We start from the raw sequence: 23,073 nt of genomic DNA, 5'->3' as shown, positions 1-23,073 counted from the left end.
GATCAACGGGTCACCAGCGACAACGCCATCCGAGCGGTACGCGTCAACCGCGCGGGAAGGACGCGGACGATCGTCTGGGTGTCAGCCGGGCTGAGTCCCGATCGCGTCACGCGCATGCCAAGGAGGACGAGTGCCAGAGCCACGAGGGACGCGAGGCACGCTTCGACGATGGGTGCCAGTGATGTCCCCAGGGTCGCGCTCCAGCCGAGCAGGCACGCCGCCCCGCCGACGAGGGCGGGCATGACCATGGCAGCCGTCGCGGCGAACGTCAGTCGGAGGTCACGGGCTTCGCTCCCCACGAGGATGAACAGGCGGGTGAGCGTCCCGGCAGCGTTGGCGATCACGGCACCCCAGAGCCCGAAGGCGGGAATGAGAGCGAGTGCCAGTGCCACGTCGATGGCCAGTGCGCACAGATTCGCGATGAGGAAGACCCTGGCGGAGAGGCGGGCGAGGACAAAAGCCGAAACGGGTCCGGACGCCACGGCGAGGCCCCCGATGACGCCGAGCGCCAGCACGGCCGGGGCAGCGTCGGTGTACTCGTGGCCGTAGAGCACGGGCACCAGGACCGTGAGTGCGCAGTGCCGCAGTGCCGCGGCAGTCAGCAGCGCGACCACGGTCGACGAAGCCCGCAGAGCCCGGCCGAAGGCCGTGGCCACTTTGTCGAGCCCGACCTCACGGAGGCCGGCGATGGCCGGGATGAGCGGTCCTGTCAGGGCCTGGGCGGGCGCGAAGATGTGGCTGCTGACGCCGAAGGCCAGGGCGAAGAGGCCCACGGCCGTGGGCGTGGACAGCCAGTTGAGGAAGAGCACCTCGGTGCGGGAGACGACCAGTTCACCGATGAGGCCGGCGATGCCCGTGGGCAGCGCGAAGCGCCAGAAGCCCGCCGGGAAGTGTCGGGGCAGCCGGGGCCGGAGGACCGCCCGGCGGTAGGCCGGGGCGATGGACAGCAGCGCCAGGGCGATGCCTGCGGCAGAGAGGACAACGCGCGCGGCCCACACGGCATCGGCGGTGCCGGCCCACAACGCCGCCGCCACCACACCGGCCTGCACGACGAGGCCGGACACCATGGCGATCCGTCCGTGCTCAAGGCTGCGGTCGGTCTTGTTCTCGATGAAGAGCGTGATCGGGCCGCCGTCGAGAGCGGCGGGCACCCACACACCGAAGACGATCGCCAAGATCAGCAGGGCGGTGGGGACGTCGACGAGGGCGATGACGAGCAGTGTCAGGACCGGGGCCACGACAAGGAGCCGGAAGCCCTGGGATGAGGAGAGGATGCCCCGCACCTCGTCCGTGCGACCCGACGCATGGGCCTTCGCGCCGAACTGGATCATCGCCGATGACAGTCCGAGCGCGAGGATGCCGCCCGCGATGCCGATCAACGTCGTGAGGAAGGCCAATCGGCCATACCCCTCGGGTTCGAGGACGCGGGCAAGGAGCAGGTTGACGGCGAAGGCGATCGGCACGGACACGACCGTGTGGATCATCGTCCAGGCCACACCGCGGACGGCGCGGTCCTGGAGCTGGGCGCCGTCGAGAGTCCCCGACTCCTCCGGAGGTACAGGCTGGCTCATGCGACCTCGTCCTCGGTGATCGGCGGGCTCGTCATTCTGGCTCCCAGGTCATGACCTCTCGAGTCTCTGACACGATGCGCGCATGACACCCAGACTTGGCGCGTACGTCTTGCCAGGCGACCCGGTTTGGCTGAGGTCGAGTCTCGCACGCTATTACCCCTTGCTTGACGACCTTGTGGTCCCTGTGCCCACGAGCGGACGCGGATGGACGGGACACCCGATCCCCGTCGACGAGTGTCTGCGAATCATCCGTGAGATTGACGTGCGGGGCATCGTGCGGGAGGTCGAGGGCGACTGGGTTGACACGGACCGACCCATGCGCGCCGACACAGCACAGCGCCAAGCTGCCGTCGACGCGCTCGGTGAGCGTGTCGACTGGATCCTTCAAGTCGACAACGACGAGGTCCTCCCCGATACGGGCGCGCTCCTGGAGGCCCTCGGACGTGCCGACGCCGCGGGCTGTGACGCGGTCGAGTGGCCAATGCGGGTGCTGTTTCGGGCACGGAGCCGGGGGCGATTCCTGGTGGTCACCGGCCCCGTGGAGAGGACGTCTTCGAATATCCCGGTCCCGTCGCTGTGCGCGCTCGAGCGACGTTGGTTGATGCTCGTCGGCCTGCTGACGCGCGCCTCCTGCGCGTGGTCGTCCGAGGGGACGAGACGAGCCTTCAAATCACACATCCGCTAGGGGAACACGAAACCCGGGAGCTCGGGCTTCCCGCGGACGCGGCCATCCTGCACAACTCCTGGGGAAGATCACCGCGCGACGTCTGGCGCAAGACACGCTCGTGGGGGCACGCTGCGGGTCCGCGAGGTGTTGCCTACTTCCTGCTGCGTTGGCTGCCGTCGCCGGTCACCTGGCGGATGATGCGCAACTTTCACCCGTTCGCGGATGGACTGTGGATGACGCTTCGCCCCATGGCCATCCCCGTGGAGGTTCTCAATCAGGATGACCTTGGGCCCCGAGCGTTACGTGATGCTCAGACGAAACGCTTGGCGTAGCCGAGCGTGTAGCGCAGGTCCTGGTTGCGTCGCCTGATCGGCACCGCCGGATTACCACCCACGATCATGAACGGCTCGACGTCCTTGGTGACAACGGCACCCGCCGCGACGACGGCGCCCCGGCCGATCGTGACACCGGGCAGGACGATCGCGTGGCTGGCCACCCAGCAGTGGTCCTCAAGGGTCACTGGTGCGCCCGTTTCGGCGAAGGATGGCGAGTCGACGTCGTGCTCCCTCGTGTAGATCGTCACGTGGCTGCCCAGATTGACGTTGTTGCCGATCCGCAGTCCTGATCGGCCGTCCAAGAACGCGGTATCGCCAATGGTGACGCCTGTACCGATACGAATGTGTTCGGGGGCGTAGAACTCCGCGCGCCAGTGGATCGATGACGAGTCGGGGATGGTGAGTCCGGCCTTGCGGTAGATCGCCCTCCGCACCGCATGCGACGGAATGCCGCCTGCCTCACTCAGAAGTCGCAGGCGCAGATCCGACCAGACATCGCGGCGCCAGGCATTGGCCGTAGTGCGACAGGAGGAGGAGCGATCGCCTTGAGTTGATCCTTGGTGAGCGGCACGGTGCCTCTCTCGTTGAGGGTCTGTCATGGGGCGCGCCTAGTCTGACACCGGACGGGGTCGCGCTGGGCGTCCCAGAATGCAATGGGGAGGGGCTTCGTGGTCGGGGATGTCGTCGTCGTGCTCAACTTCCACGGTCGCGCCGACACCGAGGCGTGCGTGGCCTCGTTGGTGACGGGCGCTCCCGCGGCGACCGTGCTCGTCGTCGACAACGGTTCCCACGACGGAACGGTCGACTCCGTCCGGCGCCAGTGGCCCCACGTTGCGACGATTCAGAACGAGGTGAATCTCGGGTTCGCCGGAGGAATGAACACCGGGCTGAGATGGGCGCTCGACCACGGCGCGGAGACCATCACGGTCCTCAACAACGACACCCTGGTGCCGGTGGGCGTGATGGATCGGTTGATCGCGACGGCCCGCACGGGAGCAGCGGTCAGTCCGGAGTCCGGAGGTGCGTACTACGCCGACGGATCCGAACGGGTGTGGTTCGGCGGCGGGACCATCGACGGAGCCACGGGTCTTGCACGCCATCAATCCGACGCGGAGTTGGCGAAACTCGCCCTGCGTGACGGCTTGCGGGCGACGACGACACTGGCGGGTTGTTGTGTGACGGCGAGCGCGGACACCTGGCGTCGGGTCGGGCTCTTTGACGAGCGCTACTTCCTCAACTTCGAAGATTCGGACTGGAGCCTGCGTGCCGCCGCGGCCGGCGTTCCCCTCGTCGTCGACCCGACCATTCACATCCACCACCGCGTGTCGGCGAGCTTTGTCGGCGCCTACAGCTACCTGGGTCTGTACTACTACGCGCGCAACGGACTCCTCTTCGTCCGTGGCCGGCAACGCGGCACCGCTCGGCAGGCCGCGATATTCCTTCGGCGCCACGTCGTCCCTGGCCTGGGCCATCACGCGCGCACGCGCGACTGGACGGAGCTGGCTCGCAGGTCGGTCATCGTCAGCGCGGCGCTCGCTTCCTACGCCTCGTCACAGTTCGGCCGCGCCCCCCGATGGCTGGAGCGCCGAGCGGCTGCGTGGTCGAGGCAAGGACAGCCCGAATGACGGCACCGAAGGCACCTCAACGTCCCCTGCGCGTCGCGATCCTCGACCACACGGGAGAGCTCGGCGGAGCGGAGCTCGCGCTCGTGCGACTCCTCGACGCGCTCGCCCCGCGCGCCGACGTCGAAGCGCACGTCATCCTCTTCGCCGACGGCCCCCTCGTGTCGCGCCTGCGCGACGGTGGGCACTCCGTCGAGGTGCTGCCCCTGCGCGCCGACGTCGCCCGCGCCGAGCGGCACGCCGTCGGTGGCTCCGCCCGGGCGGTGGCCGCCGCGGCCGCGGGGGCGACCCCCTTCGTCCGGCGGCTCGCCGCCCGACTGCGAGCCCTGGACGTCGACGTCGTCCACACGACCTCCCTCAAGGCCGACCTCCTCGGCGTGCCCGCCGCCCGGTTCGCGCGGCGCCGCTCGTGTGGCACGTGCACGACCGGATCGCTCCCGACTACCTGCCCGCCCCGATGGTGCGGCTGATCCGACGGCTCGCCCCCCCGCGCCCCCCGCCGCGTCATCGCGAACTCCCACGCCACCGCCGCGACCCTCCCCGGCGCTCGCGGCCTCGTCGTCGCCCACCCCGGTCTCGCACCGGAGCAGCTCGCACCCGCCCCACGCCCGCGCCCCGAGCGCCCTGTGGTCGGCCTGCTCGGCCGGATCTCCCCGACGAAGGGGCAACTCGAGTTCGTGCAGGCCGCCGCCCTCGTCGCCCCGCGTCACCCCGAGGCCACCTTCCGGATCGTCGGCGCCCCGATGTTTGGTCACGAGGCGCACGAGGCGCTCGTCCGCGCCGAGATCGACCGGCTCGGGCTGACCGGCCGCGTCGAACTGACGGGCTTCGCCTCCGATCCGGCCGCCGAGCTCGACGCCATGACCGTCGCGGTGCACGCCTCGCCGACGCCGGAGCCCTACGGCCAGGTCGTGGCCGAGGCGATGGCGCGCGGCGTGCCCGTCGTCGCCACCGCCGCGGGGGGAGTCCCCGAGATCGTCGACGGGGGGCCCGGCCGCCGTCGGCTGGCTCGTGAGCCCCGGCGACGTCGACGCGCTCGCGGCGGCGATCACCAGCGCGCTCGATGACCCGGACGAGGCCGAGCGGCGCGGGTCTGCCGGGGGGAGCGCGCGCGCACGACTCTCGGCATCGAGCGCACCGCGGACACGGTGGCGCAGGTGTGGCTGGAAACGGCCGGCCGACGATCCGCGCCACGGATCGCCATCGCGCACGACTACCTCACCCAGCGCGGCGGCGCCGAGCGGGTCGTGCTCGCCATGCTCCGTGCCTTCCCCGACGCGACGATCCACACGACGCTCTACGACGCCGACGGCACCTTCCCCGAGTTCCGCGACGCCGACATCCGCGTCAGCCCCCTCAACCGGGCCGGCGTCCTGCGCCGGCACCACCGCGCCGCGCTGCCGCTGCTGCTCCCCTTCGCCGCGAGCGGGTTGAACATCGACGCCGACCTCGTCATCGCCTCCAGCAGCGGGTGGGCACACGGCTTCCCGACGACGGGCCGCAAACTCGTCTACTGCCACGCCCCCGCACGGTGGCTCTACCAGAGCGAGCGCTACCTCGGCGGCGACCCACGACGCTCGCCGGTCGGGCTCGCGCTGCTCGCGCTCAAGGCACCGCTGCGCGCCTGGGACCAGCGGGCCGCCGCGACGGGCGACACCTACCTGGCGAACTCGCACGTCGTGCGGGAGCGCATCGGGGAGGCCTACGGCATCGACGCCCAGGTCCTGCCGCCCCCCTTCGCCGTCGACACGACCGGCCCCATGGAGCCGGTGCCCACCGTCGCGGCGTGGGCCGAGGGCGGCTACCACCTCGTCGTGTCGCGACTGCTGCCCTACAAGAACGTCGACCGCATCATCGACGCCTTCCGCGGGCTGCCCGAACGACTCCTCGTCATCGGAGCCGGCCGCTCTTGGACGACCTGCGCGCGTCAGCCCCCGACAACGTCGTCCTCGCCAGTGGCCTGACCGACGACCAGATGCGGTGGGCCTACGCGCACGCGACGGCGCTCGTCGCGGCCAGCCACGAAGACTTCGGCCTGACACCGCTCGAGGCGGGCGCGTTCGGCAAACCGACGCTCGCGCTGCGGGCGGGCGGCTATCTCGACACCATCGCCGAAGGGGTCAACGGCGCCTTCTTCGAGGAGCCGACCTCGGACGCGATCCGTGCTGCGGTCCTCGCCAACCGTGGTCGGGCCTGGGATGCGGACGCGATCCGCGGGCACGTCGACCAGTACTCCCCGGAGCGGTTCATCGAGCGGCTGCGCGCCGCCGCCGCGGACCTGCTCGCCCGCCCCTGACCCGACCCCTTCCGCCTGCCCCTGCCCGCCTTCACTCCACCCGCCCCTGCCGCCCCGACCCCTTCCATCGAGTTTTGGACATCAGGTGTCCCTTTTCGGGCGGCTGAGCCCCCTTCGTGCCGAGTTTGGGACATCAGATGTCCTTTTCTCGGCTGTCGGGGTCGGCGATTAGGGTCAGGCCCCATGCGCCTGATCACCGCCAACGTCAACGGCATCCGCGCCGCCCACAAGCGAGGCGGGCTCGGCTGGCTGGCCGCCCAGGAGCCGGACGTCATCACGCTGCAGGAGGTCCGCGCCTCCGACGACGAACTGCGTAAGACCCTCGCCGACGGGGGACTGGGGGACTGGCACGTCGCCCATGCCGCTTCGAGCGCGAAGGGGAGGGCTGGGGTCGCCGTGCTCGCGCGCGAGGAGCCACTGCGGGTCGGGACGGTCGTCGGCTCGGAGGACTTCCACGCCCAAGGTCGCTGGGTCGAGGTCGACCTCGCCTCGCCCGCCGGGCCGGTCACCGTCGTCTCGACGTACGTGCACACGGGGGAGGCGGGGACCGACCGCCAGATCGAGAAGTACCGGTTCCTCGACGCCATCACCGAGCGCCTCGACGCGCACGCGCAGTCAGGGCAGTTGGCCGTCATCACGGGCGACCTCAACGTCGCGCACCACGAGCACGACCTCAAGAACTGGAAGGGGAACCTCAAGAAGTCCGGGTTCCTCGCGGAGGAGCGGGCGTACTTCGACCGGTGGTTCGACGGCGGCGAATGGGTCGACGTGACCCGCTCGCTGCACGGCCCCGGCCCCGGTCCCTACACGTGGTGGTCGTGGCGTGGCCAGGCCTTCGACAACGACTCCGGCTGGCGCATCGACTACCAGCTCGCGTCCCGGCCGCTCGCCGAGCGAGCCACCGCCTCCTCCATCGGCCGGGCCCCCAGTTACGCGGAGCGGTGGAGCGACCACGCCGCCGTCACGGTCGACTACGACCTGGGCTGAGCCGCAGGGCCGCCGCAGCAGCACACTCTTTGGTCAGGAGCACACCGACAACGGTGTGCCACTGGCCAAACGGTGTGCCACTGGGCGTGCGGGCCGGCTGGGCACCCTTCGCGCGGGGCGGCTGAGCCCCCTTCGCGCGGGCCGGCTGAGCCCCCTTCGCGCTGGGCTTCACCCGACTTGCGCAGCGTTACCCGACATGCGAACCCGGGTAACGCTGCGAGTATCGGGTGACCCGATACTCGTGGGACTCGTGGGACAGGTGGGGCCCCGGGACTCGTGGGACAGGTGGGGCCCCGGAGCGCGGGGGCTCGACGACGCGGACGGCGACCTCAGGCGTCGCGGCCGCCGCGCCGCCGACGCCATCGCCGCCAGCGACGCCGGCGCCGTGAGCCCGCGCTCCGCGAAGGCGTCCTCGACGGCGACGACGAGGCCATCCGCGAGGTCGATCGGCACGAGCGCGATGATCGAGCCGCCGAAGCCGCCGCCCGTCATCCGCGCCCCGAGCGCCCCAGCGCCACGCGCCGCCTCGACGGCCACGTCGAGCTCATCGACGGTCACCTCGTAGTCGTCGCGCAGCGAGTCGTGCGACGCGTTGAAGAGCGCGCCGACCTGGACAAAGTCCCCAGCCCGCAGGGCCGCCACGGCCTGAGCGGTGCGGTCGATCTCCGTGACGACGTGCCGCACCCGCCGGCGGGACTCGTCGTCCTCGAGCCGCTCCAACGCCGCGTCGAGCTCGCCCGGGGCGACGTCCCGCAGCGAGGCGACGCCGAGCGTGCGCGCCGCCTCCTCGCAGGTGGCCCGGCGCGCCGCGTACTGCCCGTCGACGAGGGCGTGCGGGGCGCGGGTGTCGATGACCTCGAGCGTCAGCCCCTCGGCCGCCAGATCGAAGGGGACCTGCACCGTCGACATGTCGCGGCAGTCCAGCGCGAGCGCGTGGCCCGGCGTGCACAACAGCGACGCGGCCTGATCCATGCCCCCGGTCGCGGCGCCAGCGACGTCGTTCTCGGCGCTGACACACGCGGCGGCGAGCACGGCACGCGACGCGTCGTCGGCGAGCAGACCCAGCCCGAAGAGGTCGCTCGCGGCCGCGCCCACGGCGCACTCCAGCGCGGCCGAACTCGACAGCCCGGCGCCCGAGCGGGACCGCGCCGTCGACGAGCACGTCCATGCCGCGCACGGCGTGACCGGCCTGCCGGAGCGCCCACAGCACCCCGGCCACGTAGGCGCCCCAGCCCCCGGGCGTCCCCGGACCGACGTCGGCGAGGTCGACGGCGACCTCGCCGTCACCGGCCTGGCCGGCGTCCCCGCTCTGGATGCTGCGCATCCGGATGACGTCGTCCTCGCGCGCGGTGGCCGCGACCCGCGTGCGCTGGGGCAGCGCGATCGGCAGGCAGAGGCCGTCGTTGTAGTCGACGTGCTCGCCGATGAGGTTGACCCGCCCGGGTGCCGACCAGACCCCCTCGGGGGCGGCGCCATAGGCGGCCCGGAAGCGTTCGGTCAGGGCGGCGACATCGTGGTCGGACACATGGGGGGCCGAGTCTAGGCAGGGCGCGGCTGACAGAATGACGGGCATGACGACCGCCGCACCTCAGCACCAGCCGCGCATCCTCTCCGGGATGCAGCCGACGAGCGACTCCCTCCACCTCGGCAACTACATCGGCGCGCTGCGCAACTGGGTCGGGCTCCAGGACGACTTCGACACGTTCTACTTCGTCGCGGACCTGCACGCGCTGACCGTGCCGACGGATCCGGAGCTCATCACCCGCCGCACCCGGATCACCGCGGCCCAGTTCATCGCCGGCGGCGTCGACCCGGCCGGGTCGGCCATCTTCGCCCAGAGCCACGTCGCCCAGCACCCCGAGCTGATGTGGGTGCTGGCCTGCCAGACCGCCTTCGGCGAGGCGAGCCGGATGACGCAGTTCAAGGACAAGACGGCGAAGGGGCAGAACGCCAACGTCGGCCTCTTCACCTACCCGATCCTGATGGCCGCCGACATCCTCATGTACGACGCCGAGAAGGTGCCGGTCGGCGACGACCAGCGCCAGCACCTCGAGATCACCCGCGACCTCGCGGTCCGCTTCAACCAGCGCTTCGGCGAGACGCTGACCGTGCCCGACGCGCACATCCTCAAGGAGTCCGCGCGGATCATGGACCTCACCGACCCGACGTCGAAGATGTCCGGCAGCACCTCGCCCGACAAGGGACTCGTCCTGCTGTCCGACGAGCCCGCGCGGATCACCAAGAAGCTCAAGTCGGCCGTCACCGACGCCGACGGCGAGATCCGCTACGACGTCGAGGGCAAGCCCGGCGTCTCCAACCTGCTCGTCATCCACAGCGCGCTCTCGGGCACGCCCGTCGCCGAGCTCGAGGCGCACTTCGCCGGTCAGGGCTACGGCGCGCTCAAGGGTGAGGTCGCGGAGGTCGTCGTCGAGACGGTCGGCCCCTTCAAGGCCCGGATGGACGAGCTCCTCGACGACCCGGCCGAGCTCGACACCATCCTCGCGAAGGGGGCGGAGCGCGCCGCCGAAGTCGCCGCGGCGACCATGGACCGTGTGCGCGACGCGGTCGGTCTGCTCCGGCCGGCCCGCTGACGTTAGGGTCGACGGCATGCCCACGATCGGAGTCGCTCTGGCGATCCCCGCCCCGCATGGAGATTTCCTCCAGGCCAAGCGTGAGGAGTTCGGCGACCCCTTGGCGCGCGACATTCCGCCGCACGTGACGCTGCTCCCGCCGACGGAGGTTGACGCCGAGGATGTGCCGGCCTTCGAGGAGCACCTCGCCGTCGTGGCGGCCGGCGCGGCCCCCTTCCGCGTCGTCCTGCGCGGCACGGGCACCTTCCGGCCGGTCTCGCCGGTCGTCTTCGTCCAGGTGTCGCAGGGGATCGCGGGCTGCGAGCAGCTCGAGCAGGCCGTGCGCAGCGGACCGGTGACGCGTGACCTCGACTTCCCGTACCACCCGCACGTGACCGTCGCACATCACCTCGATGACGCGGCCCTCGACCACGCCTTCGACGACCTGGCGCAGGTCGAGATCGCCTTCGACGCGACCGAACTGCACCTCTACGAGCACGGGGACGACGGCGTCTGGCGGCCGGGAGTGTCCTTCCCGTTCGGCCCCGGCGCGGGTCCGGCCGCCACTCACTGACCGACTCAGGAGCCCGACCCATGGATGCCCTCAAGAAACTCTGGCGCACGGTGCAGCTCACCCGGCCGTGGAAGGCGTGGCAGCGCTACAGCAACGTCCGCGGCAATCTCCTCGCCGGTGGCATCAGCTACTTCGCTTTCTTCTCGATCTTCCCGGTCATCGCCCTCGCCTTCACCATCTTCGGGTTCGTGCTCCAGGACCAGCCCGACCTCGTCGATGCCATCCGCGAAGCCATCGACAAGCAACTCCCGGGCTTCGTGCAGGACCCGGACAACCCCGAGGCCGGCGGCCTCATCCCGATCGAGGCGCCGACGAGCGCGACCCTGTCCGTGACGGGTGCCGTCGCCGTCCTCGGCCTGCTCTGGGCCGGCCTTGGCTGGCTCGGTGCCCTGCGCGACGGGATCCGGGCGATCTTCGGTGCCGAGGGTGCCCCCGGCAACTTCGCCCTCGCGAAGCTGCGCGACCTCGGCGTGCTCGTCGTCCTCGGCCTGGGCATCGTCATCGCGGCGGCTGTCTCCTCCGTCGCCAATGCCGCGGCGGACTGGGCGGCCAACCTCATCGGCCTCGGCGACCAGGGCTGGATCGTCACCCTCGTCGGCCTGATCGTCACCGTCCTCGTCAACGCCTTCGTCACCGCGCTGATGATCCGGATGCTCTCGGGCGTCGACCTGCCGTGGGCCGGCGTGCGCCACGGGGCGATCTTCGGCGGCATCCTCCTGACGATCCTCCAGGTCTTCGGCACCCGGCTCATCGCGGGGACCATGAGCAACCCGCTCTTCGCGTCCATCGGTCTCGTCGTCGGGCTGCTCGCCTTCCTCAACTTCATCTCGCGCGCGATGCTGCTGGCCGCCTCGTGGGCCGCCAACGACCTCGACGCCACCGCCGACGTCAGCGAGGCCGAGGCGATCAAGCTCGCCGAGGGTCCCGAGACCCCCGAGCAGGTCGCCGTCCGCGAGCGGAACGAGGCCCTCGTCGGTGCCGGCGCTGTCGGTGTGGCGCGCCGCCGGCTCCGGGCGACCTGCGGCGAACGCCGGCGGCACGCTCCCGGCCCTGCCGGGCGCACCGGCGCTGCCCACCCGTCAGGCGGACCGGCTCTCGATCGCCTCCGGCGCGGTCATCGGCGCGGGCGCCACGCTCGCGCTCGGCGCCCTCCTCAAGCTCGTGGGCGGGCTCGTCCGCCGCTCCTGACCCTCGCGGGGGGACACCTCAGCGGGCTCGACTCAGTGTCGCGGGCGGTAGCGGCCTCCGCCGCGCCGACCCCGGACGAAGGCGCCGACCACGGCCAGCCCGCACAGGGCCAGCCCGCCGCCGGCGACGACACCGGTCCGGCCTTCCACGACCTGGGAGGCGCGCTGCCGGGCCTGGGCGATGACCTCCGTCGCGACGATGGTCTTCTTGGGCGAGGCCACGGCTGACGACGAGGACGAGCTCGACGACGAACTCGAGGACGACGCGGCCGCCTCGGCCTCCTTCGCCGCCTGGGCCTCCGCCTCCTCGACCTCACCGGGCTCGACGAGTTCACCGACCGGGGTGACCTTCTCGCCGTAGCGGAACGCCCAGTCGTAGAGCGCGGACGTGGGGCGCCAGCTGCCGGACAGCCCGTGCATCTGGGCGATGAGGTACGTCTTGTCGCCGCGCTTCACGGCTGAGATCAGGGTGTGCTTGGCGACGGTCGTGTAGCCGTTCTTGATGCCGATGGTGCCGGGCACGTTGTACAGCAACGAGTTGTGGTTGTTGATCGCGTAGCGGTCGCGCTTCCAGCCGTGCTTGTTGCCGGGCAGGGTCGTCTGCTTGCGGCGGACGATGCTGCGGAAGGTCGGGTTGTCCATGGCGGCCCGACCGATGAGCGCGAGGTCGTAGGCCGACGAGTGCTGACCCGGGGCGTCGAGCCCGGACGGGTCGCCGGGGGTGGTGTCGAGGGCGCCGAGGTGTCGGGCCGTCTCGCTCATCCGCTCCAGGACCGCGTCCTGCCCGCCGGCGATCCGCGCCGCGCGTAGGCGGCGTCGTTGCCCGAGGCCATGAGCAGCCCGTTGAAGAGGTCCTGCCCGCTGTAGGTCAGGCCCGGCACGAGACCGACCCGGGTGCCGTCGGCGAGGACGTCCAGCGAGGTGACCGTGTACTTCTTCGTGAGGTCCACCTCGGGCAGCAGCGTCAGCGCGGTCAGCGTCTTGAGCGTGCTGGCGGGCGGCAGCTGTGCGTGCGGGGCCTTCGCGGCGATGACCTCACCGGTGTCCATGTCGGCCACGATCCACGACACGTTCGGCATCGACGGCGGCCGCGGCACACCTGCCGGCGCGTCGAGCACGAGGCCCGTGCCGGCCAGCGCGGGCCCACCGATGGAGCTCTCGGCGTCGACCATGACCGTCGGCTTGGGCAGCGTCGGCGTCGGCTCGGCCGACGCGGGAGCCGTCGGGAGGACGGGCAAGCACGGCGGCGGCGACGGCGGCGGCCAGGGCGGGATGCTGGGGGCGGGCAGGGACGTTCACGAGCGACATCGTGCCAGACCAACCCGTACGTGCTCGTCCCCGCCAACGTCCGCGCGCGCGCCCGCGTGGCTGCCTGGCGCACGCGCCCCCGTCGACGGTCAGGCGGCGAGGCTGACGTTCTGCGCGGCGCCGTAGTGCGCGACGAGCTGCTCGGTGAGGCTGTGCCACGAGCGCTGGCTGACCATCTCCAGGCCCGCCCGGCCCATCCGGTCGCGCAGGGCGGCGTCCTCGACGGCCTCGTTGACCCACCGGGCGAGGTCGCCGGGGCGGTCCGGGTCGAAGAGATAGCCCGTCTCGCCGTGTCGCACGATCGATCGAGCGGCCCACCGCGACCGGGGGCCACGACGGGCAGGCCGATCGCGGCGGCCTCCTGGAGCGTCTGCCCGAAGGTCTCCTTCGTCCCCGTGTGGACGAAGACGTCGAAGGCGGCGTACGCGCGGGCGAGATCGGCGCCGCTGCGTTTGCCGAGGAAGACCGGCGGCAGGTTGGGGCGGCCATGGCGGGCGGCGACCGCCTCCGTCAGCTGCGTGCCGATGTCGGAGCGGCTCGGTCCCTCGCCGACGATGACGAGGCGGGTGCCGGGGACCGTGGCGAGCTCGACGAGGCGGTGCAGTTCCTTCTCCGGCGCGAGGCGGCCGACATAGCCCAGCAGCACCTCGCCGTTGGGGGCCAGGGTCTGGCGCAGCTGCTGCGTGCCGGCCTCGTCCTTCCAGGACGGGTTGAAGAGGGCGGTGTCGACCCCCCGACCCCACAGCTGCGTGCGCGGGATGCCGTGACTGCGCAACTCATCGAGGGTCGGCTGCGACGGCGCGAGCGTGAGGGTCGCTTTGCGGTGCAGCGCGCGGATCCACGACCAGGCGCCGGCCGCGGCGGCGTGGGCGAGCATCCCCGTGCCGTGCTGCTCGACGTAGCTGGGCATGTCGGTCTGGTAGATCGCCACGCTGGGGATGCCCAGGGTCTGTGCCGAGTGCAGCCCGCGCGCCCCGACGAGGAAGGGGGAGGAGGCGGCGTGCACGACGTCGGGGCGGAAGTCACGCAACACCCGGGTGACCGTGCCCGTCGGGACGCCGGCGGTGAAGCCGCGCACCGGGACGCCGGGGATCGTCTTGACGACGTGCCCGGCGAAGGTCGGCGGGGCAGGCCGCGGGGCGACGATGATCGCCTTGTGCCCCTGCTCGCGCAGGCACTCGGCCACCCGGCAGACGCTGGTGGTGACCCCGTTGAGTTGGGGCAGGAACGACTCGGTCACGATGGCGATGCGCACGATGACCACGGTCCTCGCCCCGGGTGCTCGGACCACGACGAGTGCGGGTGAGTCGGGTGAGCGGTAGGTGACGCGTGGGGGTCGGGGACCACCGGCGGTCACCGAGCGTTCACCGCAGGGTCGCGAAGGGGGCCGCGCGGCCCCCTTCCTCCCGTGCCGCTGGGAGACACCGGCCCGGCCCTGCTCTACCGTCGACCCGTGACGAACAACGGGACGGTCGAGGGGTTCTGGGCCGTCGTGCCCGCGGGCGGGGCCGGCACGAGGCTGTGGCCCGTGAGTCGGCGCGACGCCCCGAAGTTCCTCCACGACCTCACCGGCGTCGGGCGGACCCTCATCCAGGGGACCGTGGACCGGCTCACCCCGCTCGTGGGGGAGCGGGTGCTCGTCGTCACCGGCGTGGCCCACCAGGCGGCCGTGCGCGAGCAGCTGCCCGAGCTGCCGCACGACGGGGTCATCGCCGAACCGTCGCCGCGCGACTCCATGGCGGCGATCGGGCTCGCGGCCGCGATGCTCGAGGTCCGCGATCCCGAGGCGATCCTCGGGTCGTTCGCCGCGGACCACCTCGTCGACGACGACGACGCCTTCCGCGAGGCCGTCGTCGCGGCCATCGACGTCGCTCGTGAGGGCTACCTCGTGACCATCGGCATCGAGCCGACGCACCCGGCCACCGGCTTCGGCTACATCCAACTCGGCCCCCTGCTCGACGGCGGGGTCCGCGCGCACCGGGTCCGCCAGTTCGTCGAGAAGCCCGACGCCGAGCGCGCCGCCCGCTACCTCGCGACGGGCGAGTTCCGGTGGAACGCCGGGATGTTCGTCGTGCGCGCGCGCGATCTGCTCGACCTCCTCGGGCGCTGGCACCCCGCGCTCGCCGAGGGCCTGCGCGCCATCGCGGCGGACCCGGACCGACTCGACGAGCTGTGGCCCGGCCTGGAGAAGATCGCCATCGACCACGCCGTCGCCGAGCCCGCCGCCGACATCGGCCGGGTCGCCGTCGTCCCCGCGACCTTCGGGTGGGACGACGTCGGCGACTTCTCGACGCTGGCAGGGATGCTGCCGACCTCCGCGGACGGCATCGCCCTCCTCGGCGACGGCGACGCGGTCACGGCGATCGACACGACCGGGCTGATCAGCGCGCGTGCCGGCCGCGCCATCGCCGTCGTCGGCCTCGAGGACGTCATCGTCATCGACACCCCGGACGCGCTCCTCGTGACCACGCGCTCGCGCGCCCAGGACGTCAAGAAGGTCGTCGACCACCTCAAGGACATCGGCCGCACCGACCTCGTCTGACGCGGTTCAGCGTGGCGACCCTGGCATCTGAGGTCAGGTGAGGTCGCGGCTCCGGTGGCCGACGAACCCAGCCGCCACGAGCCCGCCGGCGACGAGCGTCGTCCACACCAGCGGCGTCCACGACCAGTCGCCGCCGGGCAGTTGCGGCACGTGGGTGAAGGGGGAGACGTCCGCCAGCCAGTCCGGCAGCCCGAGCAGGGCGCTGAACTCGCCGAGGGCGAAGAAGGCGACGTAGGCGACCCACGCCAGGGGTGCCCAACGGGGGAGCCACCCGTGCAGGGCCGTGGCGATGCCGACGCACACCCACGCGGCCGGCGCGGAGGCCAGCGCGGCGGGCACGAGGGACGCGATCGCCCCGCCGACGTCCCCGACCTGGCGGCCGTGCGCCCAGCCGATCGAGACCCCGAGCACGACGAGCAGCCAGACGACCCCGAGGGTCGCGATCCCGACGTGAGCCCCGAGCAGGCGGCTGCGCCGCACCCCGGTGGCGAGCACGGTCTCGCTGTGTCCGCTCTGCTCCTCGCCGTGCGCGCGCAGGACGGCCGAGCGAACCCGGCCGCGCAGCCGACGGCGAGGACGAGCGCGGCGGGCACGACGAGGGCGACCCGGTTGGCGCCGAAGGGGGCGACCTTCTCCGCCCATCCCAGCGGCGAGAGCCAGGTCAGCACCTCGACGGCGCCGTCCCCGGTGTCACCGATGGCCCGGGCGAGGTAGGCCACCCCGAGCCACGACGCCACGATGGCCGTCATCCCGCGGCTCGTGTCCGTCAGCTGCGCCGCCAGCGCGGCCACCCCGACGGTGGCCAGCCCACCGACGAGCCAGGTCGCGCCGAAAGCCACGGAGCCGGCAACGGGGAGCCCGGTGGCGACGAGGGCGCCAGCCGCGACGAGGGCGCTCAGGGCGACGGCGCCCGAGGCGACGGTGACCCCCACGGCCAGCGGCACCCGGCGCCCCATGACGCCCGACCCGAGGAGCTCCAACCGGCCCGCCTCCTCGTCGCCACGGGTGTGTCGCCGCACGAGCGCGAGCGCGAGGAACCCGACGGCCACGGCCCCCATCAACAGCACCTTGAAGGTCGCCAGCGACCCGACCGTCTCACCGGACAACGGTCCGTAGAGGGCAATGGTGGCCGGGCTGCTGGTGACCGCACGCGCGTCGCGGATGGCCTCGGCCGGGTCGGGGTAGAGCTCCACGGTGGTCGCGGCACTCGCGCCGACGAGGATGGCCAGGGCGAGGAGGGTGACGGCGACGAGGATCCGGTCGCGGCGGATCGCCAACCTCAGGACGGGGCCGTAGCCGGTGAGGGCTCCGCCACGGTCGGTGGTCGCGGCATACGGGCGCCCGACGGTGGTGGTCATGGCACGGCCGGGGCCGCGGCGGCCTCGCCGTAGGCGCCGAGGAAGAGCTCCTCGAGCGTGGGCGGCGCGGTCGTCAACGAGGTCAGTCCGGCCGCGGTGAGTGCGGCCATCACGGGCTGGAGCGCGGAACCGTCGACGCTGCAGTGGATGCCGTGCGCGTCGGTCACGAGGTCGTGCACCCCGGCGATGCGGCTGAGGTCGGGCGGGGGGCCGGAGGTCGTGGCCGAGACGTGGGTGCGGCCGAGGTGGCGCAGTTCGCTGATCGCGCCGGTCTCGACGGTGCGGCCCTCGCGGATGATCGTCACCCGCTCGCAGAGTCGCTCGACCTCGCTGAGGATGTGGCTCGACAGCAGGACCGTCTGGCCCCGGGCGACGCCCTCGGCGATGCACCCGGCGAAGACGCGCTCCATGAGCGGGTCGAGGCTGCTGGTCGGTTCGTCCAGCAGCAGCAGCGGGACGTCCGAGGCGAGGGCGGCGACGAGGGCGACCTTCTGGCGGTTGCCCTTGGAGTAGGTGCGGGTGCGCTCGCGGCGGTCGAGCTCGAAGCGCTCCAGCAGGTCGGCGCGCCGGGCGGCGTCGACGCCGCCGCGCATCCTGGCCAGCAGGTCGATGACCTCGCCGCCGGTGAGGTTCGGCCACAGGGCGACGTCGCCGGGCACGTACGCGAGGCGACGATGGAGGTCGTGTGCGTCGGCCCACGGGTCGCCCCCGAGGAGGCGGACCTCGCCGGCGTCGGCGCGAAGGAGGCCCAGCAGGATCCGCAGCGTCGTGGACTTCCCGGACCCGTTGGGGCCGAGGAAGCCGTGCACCTCGCCGTGCTCGACGTGCAGGTCCAACCCGTCGATGGCCCGCGTCGGGCCGAAGGTCTTGATCAGTCCGGCGATGCTGATGGCGGCCACGTTTCGAGCGTACGCGCGCCGCGCGCCGCGTGTGGTCGACTCAGCCGCGGTCGTAGGCCTCGAGGATCTGGTCGGCGGCGGCGGCCGCGGGCAATTGCCCGGAGAGGACGTCCTGGCGGAGGGAGTCGACGGTGTCGGCGACCGCGCTCGAGCTGCGCAGGCGCTGCTCGAGCTCGTCCCGCACGAGCGCCCAGGTGAACTCCAACCGCTGCGAGGCGCGCTTCTCGGCGAGCCCCGCCATCCCGAGGAACTCGCGGTGGCGGATGACGCGCGACCACACGGTGTCGACGTCCGTGCCCTCCAGGGCGGAGCACGTCAGCACGGGCGGGACCCACGTGTGCGTCCCGGCGTGCACGAGCCGCAGGGCGCCCGCGAGGTCCTTGGCGGCCGCCGCGGCCTCGACCGCGCGCTCGCCGTCGGCCTTGTTGACGGCGATGACGTCGGCGATCTCGAGGATCCCCTTCTTGATGCCCTGCAGTTGGTCGCCGGTGCGAGCCAAGGTGAGGAAGAGGAAGGTGTCGACCATCCCGGCCACCGTCACCTCGGACTGCCCGACGCCGACGGTCTCGACGAGCACGACGTCGTAGCCGGCCGCCTCGAGCACGAGGATCGCCTGCGTCGTGGCGCGCGCCACCCCGCCGAGCGTGCCGGCGCTGGGGGAGGGGCGGATGTAGGCCAGCGGGTCGGCGGCGAGCGTCGCCATCCGGGTCTTGTCGCCGAGGACGGACCCGCCGGTGCGCGCGCTCGACGGGTCGACCGCGAGCACGCCGACCCGGTGTCCGGCGGCGGTCAGCCGTCCGCCGAGCGCCTCGATGAAGGTCGACTTGCCGACGCCGGGGACGCCGGAGATGCCGACCCGGACGGCGCCGCCCGTGTCATCTGCCAGAGCCGTCAGCAGCTCGCGCGCGGCGAGCCGATGATCGGCCCGCCGCGACTCCACGAGCGTGATGGCGCGGGAGACGACGGCGCGGTCGCCGGCGCGCACGCCCTCGACGAGGGCGGCGACGTCGACGGGCCGCGGACCGGCCGACTTCGCTCCCGTCATCAGTGACCGAGGTCAGCCGAGAGCCGCTCGAGGAGTTCGAGCGCGGAGTCGGCGATGACCGTCCCCGGGGGGAAGACCGCGGCCGCCCCCATCTCCTTGAGCGTGGGCACGTCGTCGGGCGGGATGACGCCGCCGACGACGATCATGATGTCGGAGCGGCCGACCGCCGCGAGGGCGTCGCGCAGGGCGGGCACGAGCGTGAGGTGACCCGCGGCGAGCGAGCTGACCCCGACGATGTGCACGTCCGCGTCGACCGCCTGCTGGGCGACCTCCTCCGGCGTCGAGAAGAGCGGGCCCACGTCGACGTCGAATCCCATGTCGGCGAAGGCGGTGACGATGACCTTCTGGCCGCGGTCGTGGCCGTCCTGGCCCATCTTTGCGACGAGGATGCGCGGGCGCCGACCCTCGGCCTGCTCGAAGGCCTCGGTCGCCTCGACGACGCGGGTGATGTTGCCGGCGCCACCGGCCTCGGAGCGGTACACACCCGAGATCGTACGGATCACCGCGGAGTGGCGCCCGTAGACCTTCTCGAGGGCGTCGGAGATCTCGCCGACGGTCGCCTTGGCGCGGGCCGCGTCGACGGCGAGCGCCAGGAGGTTGCCCTCGAGGCTGCCGTCGCGGCTGGCGCCGCGCTCGGCGGAGGCGGTCAGGGCGGCCAGGGCCGCGTCGACCTCGGACTGGTCACGCTCGGCGCGGAGCCGCTCGAGCTTGGCGACCTGCGAGGCGTAGACGGCCTTGTTGTCGACCTTGAGGACCTCGAAGGGCTCCTCGTCGGCGACGCGGTAGGTGTTGACGCCGATGACGGCCTGGGTGCCGGCGTCGATGCGCGCCTGCGTGCGGGCCGCGGCCTCCTCGATGCGCATCTTCGGGATGCCGGCCTCGATCGCCTTCGCCATGCCGCCGGCTGCCTCGACCTCCTGGATGTGCGCCCAGGCCCGCTCGGCGAGGTCGTGGGTGAGCTTCTCGACGTAGTAGCTGCCACCCCACGGGTCGATCGTTCCGGTCGTGCCCGACTCCTGCTGGAGCAGCAGCTGGGTGTTGCGGGCGATGCGCGCGGAGAAGTCGGTCGGCAGGGCGATGGCCTCATCCAGCGCGTTGGTGTGCAGCGACTGGGTGTGGCCCTGCGTGGCGGCCATGGCCTCGATGGCCGTGCGCCCGACGTTGTTGAAGACGTCCTGCGCGGTGAGGGACCAGCCGGAGGTCTGGCTGTGGGTGCGCAGCGAGAGCGACTTCGGGTTCTTGGGGTCGAAGTCGGCCACGAGCCGGGCCCACAGCGCGCGGGCGGCGCGCAGCTTGGCGACCTCCATGAAGAAGTTCATCCCGATGGCCCAGAAGAAGGACAGCCGCGGCGCGAAGGCGTCGATGTCCAGGCCCACGTCGAGACCGGCGCGCAGGTACTCGACGCCGTCCGCGAGCGTGTAGGCGAGCTCGAGGTCGTTCGTCGCCCCGGCCTCCTGGATGTGATAGCCCGAGATGGAGATGGAGTTGAACCGCGGCATCTTGGCCGCCGTGTACGCGAAGATGTCGGAGATGATCCGCATCGACGGCGCCGGCGGGTAGATGTACGTGTTGCGGACCATGAACTCCTTGAGGATGTCGTTCTGGATGGTCCCCGTGAGCTTCTCCGGCGGCACCCCCTGCTCCTCGGCCGCGACGATGTAGAGCGCGAGCACGGGCAGCACCGCGCCGTTCATCGTCATCGACACGCTCATCTCGTCGAGCGGGATGCCGTCGAAGAGCTGGCGCGCATCATAGATGGAGTCGATCGCGACGCCCGCCATGCCGACGTCGCCGACGACGCGGGGGTTGTCGGAGTCGTAGCCGCGGTGGGTCGCGAGGTCGAAGGCGACCGAGAGCCCCTTCTGTCCGGCGGCGAGGTTGCGCCGGTAGAACGCGTTGGACTCCTCGGCGGTCGAGAAGCCCGCGTACTGGCGGATGGTCCACGGCTGGGTCGTGTACATGGTCGGGTAGGGCCCGCGCAGGAAGGGGGCCAGCCCGGGGTGGGTGTCGAGGGCGTCGAGTCCCTCGAGGTCCTCCGCCGTGTAGAGCGGGTCGATGGTGATCCCCTCGGGCGCGCCCCACGGCTTCGTGCCCGCGGTGGCGGAGTCGTAGGCGGCCCGGTCGGTGGGTCGCGGCTCCTGCGGGTCGAGCGGCTGGTCGGCGAAGGTGCTGGGGATGGTCATGCCTGGTCTCCGTCCTGGGGGCGGGTGGCCGCGCCGGGCTGGGCGAGGTGCTCGCGCAGCGTGTGGTGGAAGGCGAGGAGGTCGGTGCCGACGGCGATGTTGGCGTCGCTCCCCTCGAGGGGCTTGCCGGCGACGACGATCCAGCGGGCACCGGCGCCGCGCAGGGCCTCGATCAGCTCCGCGCCCCACTCGGCATACACCGGGTCGGCGGCGGCGAGGACGACGACGGGCTGCGCGGCGTAGGCGGCGAGGACGTCGTCGACACCGGCCGTCGCGCCGGCGACCTGGGTCGCGACGCCGCCGGCCGCGAGCAGGTTGATGGCGAAGGTCGCCCGCGCCGTGTGCGACGCGATGGAGCCCATCGTCGCGAGGAAGACGGGCGTGTCCGCGGGAGTGTCCCGCAGGGCCTCGAAGTCGCCGCCGTAGGAGATGGCGCTGACAGCGCCCTCGGGGTGCGGGCGCCGGGCCGGGAGGGTCTCGGCGAGGTTGGGGAACTCGGTCAGGCCGGTGATCGGCCGGCGGCGGGTGGCCACCTGCGCCGTGCGCTCGGTGACGGTCTGCGCGATCCGCGCGCGCAGGCCGGCGAGGCCAGCGCCGGGCAGGCCACCTTCGCTCTCGATGGTGCCGAGCTCGGCCCACGCGGCCCGGGCGAGGTCCTCGGTGAGCCGCTCCACGGCGTGCGCGCCGCCGGCCGGGTCGGTGACCTCGGCGACGTGCGCTTCGCTGATGAGCAGGGAGGAGGTGTTGCGGGCGATCCGTCGGCCGAAGGCCTCCGGGATGCCCAGGGGAGTGTCGAAGGGGAGCACCGTCACCGACGTGGCGCCGCCGACACCCGCGGCGAAGGCGGCCACGGTCGTGCGGAGCATGTTCACGTAGGGGTCGTAGCGGCTCATCATCGGCCGCGACGTCACGGCGTGCTGCTCCTGCGCGCGCGCCTCCTCGGTGACCCCGCTGAGCTCGGTCACGCGGTTCCACAGACGGCGGGCCGCGCGCAGCTTGGCAATGGTGACGAACTGGTCGTCGGTCGCGGCGTAGCGGAAGGAGATCCGGCGGGCGGCGTCGTCCACGTCGAGACCGGCCGCGACGAGGGAGCGCAGGTAGGCGGCGCCGACGGCCAGCGAGTAGGCGAGCTCCTGGACGTCGGAGGCGCCGGCGTCGTGGGCGGCGCTCGCGTCGACGACGAGCGCGCCGAGGTCGTGCGTCGTGGCGCGCTCGGCGATCTGTGCGACGAGCGCGTCGATGGCGGCCGCGTCGAGGTCGGACGCACCCTCGCGGACGGCCGCACCGATCGGGTCGGCGCCCAGGCTCGTGCCCGGGGCGGCCGTGAGTCCGCGGTCGGTGAGCACGGCGAGGAAGGCGTCGGCCGCCGCGACCGGTTCGGCCGGGGCGTCGAGGACGACGGGGGCCAGGTCGAGCAGGACCCGCTCGAGGACGGCGGGCAGGTCGGTCAGCGCGAGGCCGCCGCGGCCGAGCGCGAGCCAGAGCGAGGTGACGCCGTTCTCGAGGTCGGTCAGGACGGCTTCGGCGGCCACCTTCGCGTCGGGGTCGGCGTGCAGCGCCCGCACGTCCCACGCCTTGTCGGCGCGCGCGGCGACGCTGCCGCGGACGAAGGGGGCCTGCCCCGGCAGACCCGCCGACGGGACGTCCGCGGTGAGGGCGGGCGTGCCGAGGGGGGTGATGGCGACACCGTCGAGGGTGCGCAGGGTGAGCTTGTCCCAGACCCGCGAGTCGGCGTCGTCGTCGCCGAGGCGGCGGGCCTTGCGCAGGACGGCCGCCGCGCTGGCCTCCCAGTCGGCCTGGGTCGACGAGGGCAGGTCGGAGCTGAGGGAGACGTCGGGCATGCGGGCATCGTACGGACGGAGAGCCCGTTGCGGCCGGGCGTGTGAACTATCTGACCTTGCCACCGCCGGCGTCCCGCGGAGAGGACAG

General features: G+C 72.4%; 20 protein-coding genes and 3 pseudogenes. 12 read left to right on the top strand and 11 right to left on the bottom strand.

Annotated features, from left to right (window positions below):
* Positions 1-2: 2 nt before the first annotated feature.
* A complete protein-coding gene (locus tag ACQBAS_RS10080) occupies positions 3-1,571 on the bottom strand; it encodes an oligosaccharide flippase family protein (RefSeq protein WP_427383662.1) in 1,569 nt (522 codons plus the stop codon).
* Between the two features lie 82 nt (positions 1,572-1,653).
* Here ACQBAS_RS10080 and ACQBAS_RS10075 point away from each other — a divergent pair, with 82 nt between their 5' ends.
* Complete coding sequence (locus tag ACQBAS_RS10075) at positions 1,654-2,256, top strand: hypothetical protein (RefSeq protein ID WP_427383661.1); 603 nt, start codon at positions 1,654-1,656, stop codon at positions 2,254-2,256.
* Between the two features lie 292 nt (positions 2,257-2,548).
* Here the strand turns inward: ACQBAS_RS10075 and ACQBAS_RS10070 are convergent, their stop codons facing one another.
* Entirely contained in the window at positions 2,549-3,172 is a 624-nt protein-coding gene (locus ACQBAS_RS10070; RefSeq protein WP_427383660.1) for an acyltransferase, read from the bottom strand.
* Positions 3,173-3,226: 54 nt separating this feature from the next.
* On the opposite strand from ACQBAS_RS10070, the gene ACQBAS_RS10065 reads away from it, so the two are divergent.
* The 6 genes from ACQBAS_RS10065 to ACQBAS_RS10040 all read left to right on the top strand — a co-directional run bounded on the left by ACQBAS_RS10065 (position 3,227) and on the right by ACQBAS_RS10040 (position 7,478).
* Complete coding sequence (locus ACQBAS_RS10065) at positions 3,227-4,198, top strand: glycosyltransferase (protein WP_427383659.1); 972 nt, start codon at positions 3,227-3,229, stop codon at positions 4,196-4,198.
* The gene (locus ACQBAS_RS10060) at positions 4,195-4,665 is read left to right on the top strand and encodes a hypothetical protein (RefSeq protein ID WP_427383658.1); all 471 of its coding nucleotides are present in this window, start codon (positions 4,195-4,197) and stop codon (positions 4,663-4,665) included. The genes ACQBAS_RS10065 and ACQBAS_RS10060 overlap by 4 nt, the downstream gene beginning before the upstream one ends.
* A gap of 36 nt (positions 4,666-4,701) precedes the next feature.
* Positions 4,702-5,262 carry a glycosyltransferase gene (locus ACQBAS_RS10055; protein ID WP_427385623.1) on the top strand — a complete coding sequence of 187 codons (561 nt, stop codon included), beginning with the start codon at positions 4,702-4,704 and terminating at the stop codon, positions 5,260-5,262.
* A 90-nt stretch (positions 5,263-5,352) separates the two neighbouring features.
* A complete protein-coding gene (locus ACQBAS_RS10050) occupies positions 5,353-6,159 on the top strand; it encodes a glycosyltransferase (protein WP_427383657.1) in 807 nt (268 codons plus the stop codon).
* Positions 6,105-6,491 carry a glycosyltransferase gene (locus ACQBAS_RS10045; protein WP_427383656.1) on the top strand — a complete coding sequence of 129 codons (387 nt, stop codon included), beginning with the start codon at positions 6,105-6,107 and terminating at the stop codon, positions 6,489-6,491. Before ACQBAS_RS10050 ends, ACQBAS_RS10045 begins: the two co-directional genes overlap by 55 nt.
* A 183-nt stretch (positions 6,492-6,674) precedes the next feature.
* Entirely contained in the window at positions 6,675-7,478 is an 804-nt protein-coding gene (locus ACQBAS_RS10040; protein ID WP_427383655.1) for an exodeoxyribonuclease III, read from the top strand.
* A 351-nt stretch (positions 7,479-7,829) separates the two neighbouring features.
* Here ACQBAS_RS10040 and galK read toward each other — a convergent pair.
* A pseudogene (gene galK / locus ACQBAS_RS10035) lies at positions 7,830-9,051 on the bottom strand (galactokinase); the annotation flags it as partial.
* Between galK and trpS the strand changes: the two are divergent.
* The 3 genes from trpS to ACQBAS_RS10020 are packed head-to-tail and all read left to right on the top strand — an operon-like array spanning position 9,050 to position 12,037.
* Positions 9,050-10,069, top strand: a complete 1,020-nt coding sequence (gene trpS, locus ACQBAS_RS10030; protein ID WP_427383654.1) for a tryptophan--tRNA ligase — start codon at positions 9,050-9,052, stop codon at positions 10,067-10,069. The pseudogene galK and the gene trpS overlap by 2 nt on opposite strands.
* 16 nt (positions 10,070-10,085) lie before the next feature.
* Positions 10,086-10,622: a 2'-5' RNA ligase family protein gene (locus ACQBAS_RS10025; RefSeq protein WP_427383653.1), complete on the top strand. Its 537-nt coding sequence runs from the start codon at positions 10,086-10,088 to the stop codon at positions 10,620-10,622.
* A 20-nt stretch (positions 10,623-10,642) separates the two neighbouring features.
* Complete coding sequence (locus ACQBAS_RS10020) at positions 10,643-12,037, top strand: YihY/virulence factor BrkB family protein (protein ID WP_427383652.1); 1,395 nt, start codon at positions 10,643-10,645, stop codon at positions 12,035-12,037.
* Positions 12,038-12,307: 270 nt separating this feature from the next.
* Here ACQBAS_RS10020 and ACQBAS_RS10015 read toward each other — a convergent pair.
* The 3 genes and pseudogenes from ACQBAS_RS10015 to ACQBAS_RS10005 form a co-directional block, all read right to left on the bottom strand.
* Positions 12,308-12,858 (bottom strand): annotated as a pseudogene (locus ACQBAS_RS10015) (D-alanyl-D-alanine carboxypeptidase family protein); the annotation flags it as partial.
* Between the two features lie 348 nt (positions 12,859-13,206).
* The gene (locus ACQBAS_RS10010) at positions 13,207-13,416 is read right to left on the bottom strand and encodes a hypothetical protein (protein ID WP_427385658.1); all 210 of its coding nucleotides are present in this window, start codon (positions 13,414-13,416) and stop codon (positions 13,207-13,209) included.
* A gap of 65 nt (positions 13,417-13,481) precedes the next feature.
* Positions 13,482-14,303, bottom strand: a pseudogene (locus ACQBAS_RS10005) (glycosyltransferase); the annotation flags it as partial.
* A gap of 267 nt (positions 14,304-14,570) precedes the next feature.
* On the opposite strand from ACQBAS_RS10005, the gene ACQBAS_RS10000 reads away from it, so the two are divergent.
* Positions 14,571-15,659 carry a mannose-1-phosphate guanylyltransferase gene (locus ACQBAS_RS10000; protein ID WP_427383651.1) on the top strand — a complete coding sequence of 363 codons (1,089 nt, stop codon included), beginning with the start codon at positions 14,571-14,573 and terminating at the stop codon, positions 15,657-15,659.
* 33 nt (positions 15,660-15,692) lie between these two features.
* Here the strand turns inward: ACQBAS_RS10000 and ACQBAS_RS09995 are convergent, their stop codons facing one another.
* The gene (locus ACQBAS_RS09995; protein WP_427383650.1) at positions 15,693-16,154 is read right to left on the bottom strand and encodes a hypothetical protein; all 462 of its coding nucleotides are present in this window, start codon (positions 16,152-16,154) and stop codon (positions 15,693-15,695) included.
* Between the two features lie 9 nt (positions 16,155-16,163).
* On the opposite strand from ACQBAS_RS09995, the gene ACQBAS_RS09990 reads away from it, so the two are divergent.
* Positions 16,164-16,373: a hypothetical protein gene (locus ACQBAS_RS09990; RefSeq protein WP_427383649.1), complete on the top strand. Its 210-nt coding sequence runs from the start codon at positions 16,164-16,166 to the stop codon at positions 16,371-16,373.
* 640 nt (positions 16,374-17,013) lie between these two features.
* On the opposite strand, the gene ACQBAS_RS09985 is transcribed toward ACQBAS_RS09990, so the two are convergent.
* From ACQBAS_RS09985 to ACQBAS_RS09970, 4 genes are read right to left on the bottom strand one after another with little or no spacing between them, the layout of a single operon-like run.
* Positions 17,014-17,916 (bottom strand): ATP-binding cassette domain-containing protein, encoded by a 903-nt coding sequence (locus ACQBAS_RS09985; protein ID WP_427383648.1) that lies wholly within the window; start codon positions 17,914-17,916, stop codon positions 17,014-17,016.
* Positions 17,917-17,956: 40 nt separating this feature from the next.
* Positions 17,957-18,961 carry a methylmalonyl Co-A mutase-associated GTPase MeaB gene (gene meaB / locus ACQBAS_RS09980; RefSeq protein ID WP_427383647.1) on the bottom strand — a complete coding sequence of 335 codons (1,005 nt, stop codon included), beginning with the start codon at positions 18,959-18,961 and terminating at the stop codon, positions 17,957-17,959.
* Positions 18,961-21,144, bottom strand: a complete 2,184-nt coding sequence (gene scpA, locus ACQBAS_RS09975; protein ID WP_427383646.1) for a methylmalonyl-CoA mutase — start codon at positions 21,142-21,144, stop codon at positions 18,961-18,963. Before scpA ends, meaB begins: the two co-directional genes overlap by 1 nt.
* Positions 21,141-22,985 carry a methylmalonyl-CoA mutase family protein gene (locus tag ACQBAS_RS09970; RefSeq protein WP_427383645.1) on the bottom strand — a complete coding sequence of 615 codons (1,845 nt, stop codon included), beginning with the start codon at positions 22,983-22,985 and terminating at the stop codon, positions 21,141-21,143. The genes scpA and ACQBAS_RS09970 overlap by 4 nt, the downstream gene beginning before the upstream one ends.
* Positions 22,986-23,073 lie beyond the last annotated feature (88 nt).

It is taken from the genome of Janibacter zhaoxuefangae (genome assembly GCF_050271985.1).
Lineage (GTDB): Bacteria > Actinomycetota > Actinomycetes > Actinomycetales > Dermatophilaceae.
The sequence above is the reverse complement of the archived record's forward strand: the minus strand, read 5'-3'. Positions and strand labels throughout refer to the sequence as shown.

Bases quoted from the DNA above. Each gene is read 5' to 3' on its own strand.
- ACQBAS_RS10040 (WP_427383655.1), top strand. From the start codon at position 6,675: ATGCGCCTGATCACCGCCAACGTCAACGGCATCCGCGCCGCCCACAAG.
- ACQBAS_RS10020 (WP_427383652.1), top strand. From the start codon at position 10,643: ATGGATGCCCTCAAGAAACTCTGGCGCACGGTGCAGCTCACCCGGCCG.
- ACQBAS_RS09970 (WP_427383645.1), bottom strand. From the start codon at position 22,985: ATGCCCGACGTCTCCCTCAGCTCCGACCTGCCCTCGTCGACCCAGGCC.
- scpA (WP_427383646.1), bottom strand. From the start codon at position 21,144: ATGACCATCCCCAGCACCTTCGCCGACCAGCCGCTCGACCCGCAGGAG.
- ACQBAS_RS10080 (WP_427383662.1), bottom strand. From the start codon at position 1,571: ATGAGCCAGCCTGTACCTCCGGAGGAGTCGGGGACTCTCGACGGCGCC.
- ACQBAS_RS10025 (WP_427383653.1), top strand. From the start codon at position 10,086: ATGCCCACGATCGGAGTCGCTCTGGCGATCCCCGCCCCGCATGGAGAT.
- ACQBAS_RS10070 (WP_427383660.1), bottom strand. From the start codon at position 3,172: ATGACAGACCCTCAACGAGAGAGGCACCGTGCCGCTCACCAAGGATCA.
- ACQBAS_RS10075 (WP_427383661.1), top strand. From the start codon at position 1,654: ATGACACCCAGACTTGGCGCGTACGTCTTGCCAGGCGACCCGGTTTGG.
- meaB (WP_427383647.1), bottom strand. From the start codon at position 18,961: ATGACGGGAGCGAAGTCGGCCGGTCCGCGGCCCGTCGACGTCGCCGCC.
- ACQBAS_RS10060 (WP_427383658.1), top strand. From the start codon at position 4,195: ATGACGGCACCGAAGGCACCTCAACGTCCCCTGCGCGTCGCGATCCTC.
- trpS (WP_427383654.1), top strand. From the start codon at position 9,050: ATGACGACCGCCGCACCTCAGCACCAGCCGCGCATCCTCTCCGGGATG.
- ACQBAS_RS10065 (WP_427383659.1), top strand. From the start codon at position 3,227: ATGGGGAGGGGCTTCGTGGTCGGGGATGTCGTCGTCGTGCTCAACTTC.